Source organism: Streptococcus suis (genome assembly GCA_024583055.1).
Taxonomy (GTDB): Bacteria; Bacillota; Bacilli; order Lactobacillales; family Streptococcaceae; genus Streptococcus; species Streptococcus suis_V.
Genome location: CP102147.1, coordinates 1 through 5,711, shown reverse-complemented (window position 1 = coordinate 5,711; position 5,711 = coordinate 1). Strand labels below are relative to the sequence as shown.

Below are 5,711 nucleotides of genomic sequence, written 5' to 3'. Positions count from 1 at the left end.
TAACTACTACATTTTTTCTACTAAAATTTTTTCCTCCTCTTTCTTTTTTCTTCCTAAGTACCAATTTGCACGATAAACTTCTTTACTTTTCTTTTTCCTCATACCAGCTTCTCTAGTTAGTCAATATCTTCATACCTTAATCATGCCACAAAAAGAAAAAAATAAAAAAACGAGTTAGACAATTAAACAACAAGATAACTGTTTATACGTTCATTTTTGCTCGCTACCGCTCCCAAAACTAACGTATAAACAATTATCGTCCGAAGGTCGCTCCACGCTCCCAACGTCCTCTGTCGCCCTCATACGGGCGATTGTCTGCGCTACCGCATTGCAGACAAAAAAAGAGCAGACTAACGTCTACTCTCCCCCTGCTTCATTTTCTGCCACCTTAGCATTGTGAAGCCATAAACTCAACTCATTTTTCAAGCGCTCGATTTCATTCGAGAACGTGGATTTCAAATGTTGGGTCAGCTCGTCTTGCTTCGTAAGTTGTTTCATCAACTTACGATACTTTTGCCTTGTCCTAACCGCTAATTGACTAATGAGCTGATGATCAGCGTGTAAGCCTGCTATCATTACTTTATCAGTAACCTTCATATCAGTAGGAAAATAATGCAAAGAATAAAAGCTATCTAGCGTATCGTGGACAATATCGACCCATTCATCTGCTTTCCCTCTCCGTAACTGAAGCTCCAGGCGCCACCAAGTTTTTACCTCTTCGGGCAAAACTTGTCGCTTCTTCTCTTGCTCCAGTCGCTTATTATACATACGAACTTGACGTTCAGACGAACGTGCGCCCCAATAGGCAGTCTCAAGCGCTCCATTCGTGCCATAATACGGCCTGAATGAGACCGCATCAGCCAGCCTATATTGGCTCACGTAGTCGTCTGGAAGATTGAGAATATCGCAAGCTATGTCAGCCCGTGAGAAGTGCGGATTCTTGAACATTGTCTGAATGAAAGTACGCAAATCAGTATTCAAAAACTGCTGAATCTTGTTTGGGTTGAAGTCAATCCGCCCTTTCTCCTCGCCAGTTTTTGGGTCTTTGAAAGGTAGAGTTTCGACGTAAGCGATATTCTCTCCGTATTTGTCAACCAAGCGCCAACCAGCTCCAGCGGGTTCAGCAGCCCCCTCTCTCGCAAGGATTGGCATTGCTTGGTTGAGCGAAAAGGCTTCGCCTTTCTCATAGATGATTTCTCCGTCCTCGTTGACAAAGGTGTGAGCAAAATCGAACTGGTTCAAAACACCTACGATTGTAATTCTGTCTATCGACCAATCAAGGTCAAAACTCAAAAAGTGCAAACTTTGCATACTTAACCGCCTGTTAGAAGGGGCGGTCAATTTTTCCCACTCATTTATAACTATCCCTTTATCCCCTTTTTCTCTTCTTTGAGTAGGGTCAAGGACTTGAATTTCATTAGATTTCATGCTATAATCTATTCAACAAATTAAGTAATTAAATTTTCTCAGAAAAGTCCAGATTGCCGTCTGGGCTTTTCGTCTTTGTTGACCTTTCTATTTTTTTAACAACCTCATATAATTTGATTTCGAAGAAATAAAATGAGTGATAATCACTTCTTTATTCTTTTCATCTACCACAAACAGAATAAGATAATCTCCTGAGATTATCGCTTCTGTTTTGAAACTGTCATGCAATCTGCGTCCAATTCTATCATCAAAATCAAACCCTGACGGCATAAAAGCTAAATTATTAACTTTCGAACGAATCTTATTGACTACATTCTTTGCTCCAGAAACGCTGACATTTGAAACAAAATCATAGATTTTGTCCAAATCTTTCAGCGCTCCTTCCGCATATTTAATCTTATAATCCATATCGTTCTACCAAATCAGAATCAGAATAATATTTTCCATTCTGTACATCTGAAACCCTTTGTTTAACTTCACTCTTTAACTGCATAAACAAAAATTCATTGTCTAATTCTTCTTCAGTTGGCAAATCAATTTTCTTAGTAATAGCTACATTCTTCAAATACAATCTCATCACTTTATTAAGGTTATATCCATTCTCCTTAATAACCTCGCTAGCTAAATCTAAAGTATCTGAATCCATTTTAAATGCTACATTTTTCAATGCTGTAGTCATAATATTTCCTCCTTTAAGTAAACTTGTTCCCTCGACACGTTAATTATACACTAAAATAAAGTTAGTCGCAAATACTACCGTTCGCTGACTTATTCCAATTTCCTTTTGACTAAAAGAAACCTTGGCCAGTCGTCCTGCTGACGTGCCTGCCCGAAACGCTAAAGCCTTTCGGCTCAGCCCGTCCAAGCGTACTTCGGCCCAGCTTTTAGTCAAAAGTTTTCTCGGCATAAGCTCACTCCTACTACTTCTCTCGGAAGTGGTCTTTTTTAGGGAAATATTAACCACTCTGCTAAAAGATTTTGCTGATTATTGTATGTCTGACCGAGCTCCTGCTGGTTGGTTCGAATTGCTAACAGAGAGGAATACTCTTTTTATAAAAGAGTACATAAAATCGAATTGGCAAAAAGAAAACCAAGTTTATAAAGAGTGAGGAATTAAATAAAAAATATGCCCCCTGCTGAAAAGCCAAGGGGGTTAAGTCGTTAGAAGCTCATATTTGCGTTCTAAGACGTTTTAAATCAATTCGAGTATATTTACACGTGATTATTACTTTTCGTCGGCATAAGCGTTTAAAATGGCTATAAATAATAAAGACAAGGGCGAACAACGTGAGCAACGTTTACCCTTGTCTTTTTATTTTAGGCATTTAGCTTTTGCTGAGCGACGAAAAGTAATTACGTGATAAAGCTACTTTTCAGAGGCATGATCAAACGCATTGCGTTTGTCAGGGGTGGGCGGAAGCCCACGGTTTTTAAAAGGGTTTTTGCGGAGCAAAATACCCTTTTCTTCTTATCTTGATACTATTAGGGGTCCCGAGCGCCTACGAGGAATTTGTATCGATAAGAAATAGATTTAAAAATTTCGCTGTTATTTTGTACATTTAACTTGACGGTGACATCTCTCTATTGTGAGTTATTAGTGGTACAGTTTTCAACCGTTTTAATTATAAAAAAGTGGTGCATTTTTAAATTGGCACAAACAGGTAACGGTTATTGCAGGTGTATTTCTTATCTATGGGTTTAACATGGATTTTATCATTAAAATCATGAGTATTGTCCGAGAGTGATTGGTCTTGCGTATGGTTAACCCTAAAGTTATGGAAATAAGACTTAGAAGCAAACTTAAGAGTGTGTTGATAGTGCATTATCTTAAAATTTTGTATAATAGGAATTGAAGTTAAATTAGATGCTAAAAATTTGTAATTAAGAAGGAGGGATTCGTCATGTTGGTATTCCAAATGCGTAATGTAGATAAAACATCTACTGTTTTGAAACAGACTAAAAACAGTGATTACGCAGATAAATAAATACGTTAGATTAATTCCTACCAGTGACTAATCTTATGACTTTTTAAACAGATAACTAAAATTACAAACAAATCGTTTAACTTCTGTATTTGTTTATAGATGTAATCACTTCAGGAGAGATTACATGAACAAAAATATAAAATATTCTCAAAACTTTTTAACGAGTGAAAAAGTACTCAACCAAATAATAAAACAATTGAATTTAAAAGAAACCGATACCGTTTACGAAATTGGAACAGGTAAAGGGCATTTAACGACGAAACTGGCTAAAATAAGTAAACAGGTAACGTCTATTGAATTAGACAGTCATCTATTCAACTTATCGTCAGAAAAATTAAAACTGAATACTCGTGTCACTTTAATTCACCAAGATATTCTACAGTTTCAATTCCCTAACAAACAGAGGTATAAAATTGTTGGGAGTATTCCTTACCATTTAAGCACACAAATTATTAAAAAAGTGGTTTTTGAAAGCCATGCGTCTGACATCTATCTGATTGTTGAAGAAGGATTCTACAAGCGTACCTTGGATATTCACCGAACACTAGGGTTGCTCTTGCACACTCAAGTCTCGATTCAGCAATTGCTTAAGCTGCCAGCGGAATGCTTTCATCCTAAACCAAAAGTAAACAGTGTCTTAATAAAACTTACCCGCCATACCACAGATGTTCCAGATAAATATTGGAAGCTATATACGTACTTTGTTTCAAAATGGGTCAATCGAGAATATCGTCAACTGTTTACTAAAAATCAGTTTCATCAAGCAATGAAACACGCCAAAGTAAACAATTTAAGTACCATTACTTATGAGCAAGTATTGTCTATTTTTAATAGTTATCTATTATTTAACGGGAGGAAATAATTCTATGAGTCGCTTTTTTAAATTTGGAAAGTTACACGTTACTAAAGGGAATGGAGATAAATTATTATGAAGATTTATATAAATCGAATGAGCAACTAATATTATGCATTTAAAAGATTTTGCTAAGAAAAAAGCTTGCATTTCTGCAAGCCTTTTTCTTTTTCTTCTTTTAGTCGGTATATAAATAAGATTGTGCAATAACTGATACCCTTGTATGACCTAAATTCTTGCTTACAATTTGCATTGCTACACGGTCATAAACTTCTCCAGCTCTATCTTTTCGCATAGAGTATCTCTCTTTTTTATTAGATATTTTACTTACATCACGAGCATATCGCTCGTATAACCTCGTTGCATAACTTGCTCTGTAACTATGATTGTCATAGTTACTTGATACCTTTGGAAACAATCTCCCTCTTTGGGCTTGTATCCAACGTACAATATCTTTTGTTTCCGCTTCTGTCTTACCTACGATTTCTACTAGACGAGGTTTCCCACCTTTCGTCCCTTTACCTACTTTCAACATTGCCTTTCCATTATCAAAGAAAAGGTCACTTGTTTCAATTCTTATCATCTCAGCCCTACGAAGTCCTGTAGCACTCGTAAAGCGTGATAACGTGTCTTCTTTCTTCTTAGAGATATGCTTATCACGTTCTACTTCCTCACGTGAACGCTTGATGTTCTCACGTAAGCGTGGAGGAGTTTTAATGAAACAAGTACCCTCAACTCCAAACACTTTAGCAAGTGCAACCTTTGCAGTCGAGATAGTATAAGCAGAACGATTCAAGTCTATTAAACGTTGTAAGTATTCATCTACAAAGCCTAACGCATCTTCGATGGTTTGGGCTTCTGGATGAGCTACTTCCAACCAGTCAGCAAAATAGCGAAACTGGTTTTTATACGTGACAAATGTTGATTTAGAATAAATTTTATTCTTTGTATCAGCTTCAACTTTGTCTTTTGATCGCTTTGTTCCAAACCCTGCTTCCAGCATGCTTTGTAAACGTAAGCGACCTGTTTTCCTATAAGATTCTTTCTTTTCAGCTTTCTTCTTTTTATTGGCTCGCTTGGTTGCCCAGCGACCCTTTTTGATTTCCGTATTAGCCATATTGACCCCTTTCTTTTTATTAGGACGCTTTCCAACTATTCAGACCTGTTCAAACGTCGAGATAATCACTTCTCTATGCCGAGGACTTTCTCCTCAATGCGCAACTTTTTTCCTTTGTCTATGCGATGACAAATGAGCAACTTTTCAATTCTATGCTATGAATACCTTTTTACGAGTTAGGCTCTCTGTTTCTGACTTCCTTGAAAAACTCGGTATGTGACTAAAATATATTTCCACCTTTTCTCTAAAAAAACTCATTACTCAAAATTCACTTAACACCTCTTTAGTGAAAACAAAAACTCAATTAAGTAAACACTAACCTCAATTT

The 5,711-nt window shown here is 36.7% G+C and carries 6 protein-coding genes and 1 pseudogene; 3 read left to right on the top strand and 4 right to left on the bottom strand.

The genetic code is table 11. The annotated features are described in order from the left end of the window. Window positions 1–357: 357 nt before the first annotated feature. The 3 genes from NQZ91_11100 to NQZ91_11090 form a co-directional block, all read right to left on the bottom strand. Window positions 358–1,428, bottom strand: a complete 1,071-nt coding sequence (locus tag NQZ91_11100) for a replication initiation factor domain-containing protein (GenBank protein ID UUM58909.1) — start codon at window positions 1,426–1,428, stop codon at window positions 358–360. Window positions 1,429–1,515: 87 nt separating this feature from the next. Next, a complete protein-coding gene (locus tag NQZ91_11095) occupies window positions 1,516–1,836 on the bottom strand; it encodes a type II toxin-antitoxin system RelE/ParE family toxin (protein ID UUM58908.1) in 321 nt (106 codons plus the stop codon). Beyond that, entirely contained in the window at window positions 1,826–2,107 is a 282-nt protein-coding gene (locus NQZ91_11090; GenBank protein ID UUM58907.1) for an antitoxin, read from the bottom strand. Before NQZ91_11090 ends, NQZ91_11095 begins: the two co-directional genes overlap by 11 nt. 1,222 nt (window positions 2,108–3,329) lie before the next feature. On the opposite strand from NQZ91_11090, the gene NQZ91_11085 reads away from it, so the two are divergent. From NQZ91_11085 to NQZ91_11075, 3 genes and pseudogenes are all read left to right on the top strand, one after another. Continuing rightward, window positions 3,330–3,413 (top strand): 23S rRNA methyltransferase attenuation leader peptide, encoded by an 84-nt coding sequence (locus tag NQZ91_11085; protein UUM58912.1) that lies wholly within the window; start codon window positions 3,330–3,332, stop codon window positions 3,411–3,413. 124 nt (window positions 3,414–3,537) lie between these two features. Further along, window positions 3,538–4,275 carry a 23S rRNA (adenine(2058)-N(6))-methyltransferase Erm(B) gene (gene erm(B) / locus NQZ91_11080; protein ID UUM58911.1) on the top strand — a complete coding sequence of 246 codons (738 nt, stop codon included), beginning with the start codon at window positions 3,538–3,540 and terminating at the stop codon, window positions 4,273–4,275. 4 nt (window positions 4,276–4,279) lie between these two features. Further along, window positions 4,280–4,342, top strand: a pseudogene (locus tag NQZ91_11075) (rRNA adenine methyltransferase). A 102-nt stretch (window positions 4,343–4,444) separates the two neighbouring features. Here NQZ91_11075 and NQZ91_11070 read toward each other — a convergent pair. After that, window positions 4,445–5,383 (bottom strand): tyrosine-type recombinase/integrase, encoded by a 939-nt coding sequence (locus NQZ91_11070; protein UUM58910.1) that lies wholly within the window; start codon window positions 5,381–5,383, stop codon window positions 4,445–4,447. Window positions 5,384–5,711 lie beyond the last annotated feature (328 nt).